The sequence below is a fragment of the Corynebacterium sp. HMSC05E07 genome (genome assembly GCF_001807225.1).
Taxonomy (GTDB): domain Bacteria; phylum Actinomycetota; class Actinomycetes; order Mycobacteriales; family Mycobacteriaceae; genus Corynebacterium; species Corynebacterium singulare.
Map to the genome: position 1 here is coordinate 306 of NZ_KV788235.1, position 940 is coordinate 1,245.

A 940-nucleotide genomic window follows, 5' to 3' on the forward strand; every position below is an offset into this window, starting at 1 on the left:
CAAAACCGCGGCAGGAACCCAACGCTGGCTGTGTCCCCAGTGCAACGCATCATCGATTAATCCCCGGGGACACACCAGCGAGATTCGGTACTTCAAAATCTTTATTGACTGGATTCTTTCCGGGGAATCCGCAGACCATCTAGCTAAACGCCTTGGGGTAACAAGGCGCACTTTGACCCGGTGGTTCAAGCTTTTGTGGTTTATCACCGTGCCAACCGCTACAGACCCCTATCGCGTTTACGACCAGGTCTTTATCGACGGCACCTACTTTCACAAGAAATGCCTGCTGGTAGCCTGCACCGAAACACACGTCATTGCCTGGCACTGGTGCTTGCGTGAAACCTCATACGAGTACCTGAAACTACTCGACAAAATCGCACAACCACTCGTTGTCACCACCGACGGGTCAGGTGGAGCCTTAAAAGCACTGCGGGCTAAATGGCCCGACGTGACCATCCAGCGCTGCCTAGTTCACGTCCAGCGCAACACCTTTGCTGACATCAGCCGCAACCCGATTCATCCAGCGCATAAAGCAATCCGCAAACTGGGCTACATGCTCGTCCAGGTACACACTCCCGAAGATGCTGCACGGTTTACCGCTGCAGTCCACCACACCCGCATCACCTTTGCCGATTGGCTGAAAGAGCGAACCTACCGCAGCACCATACCGGCAGGCCAAGTACCGAAATGGGTCAGCCCTAACCAGAAATGGTGGTACACCCACCGCAACGCCCGCAGGGCTCTAAAGCGGCTAGAAAAGCTCATTCACGAAGGACACCTATTTGCCTTTCTTACCCCGCCTGATGGCCTCACACAGGACTTAAAAGCCACCACGAACCTGCTGGAAGGCGGCATCAACAAACAACTCAAAGACTTAGCGGGCAACCATCGTGGCATGTTCGACGAGCACCAGCGCATCACCATGGACTGGTGGCTCTAC

Annotated in this window: 1 protein-coding gene; it reads left to right on the plus strand. The window is 54.8% G+C overall.

The window, feature by feature from the left end; all coding sequences use genetic code 11:
- Window positions 1–940 (plus strand): IS1249 family transposase (locus HMPREF3149_RS07290; RefSeq protein WP_070537287.1); only part of this gene is annotated, 940 nt, incomplete at both ends.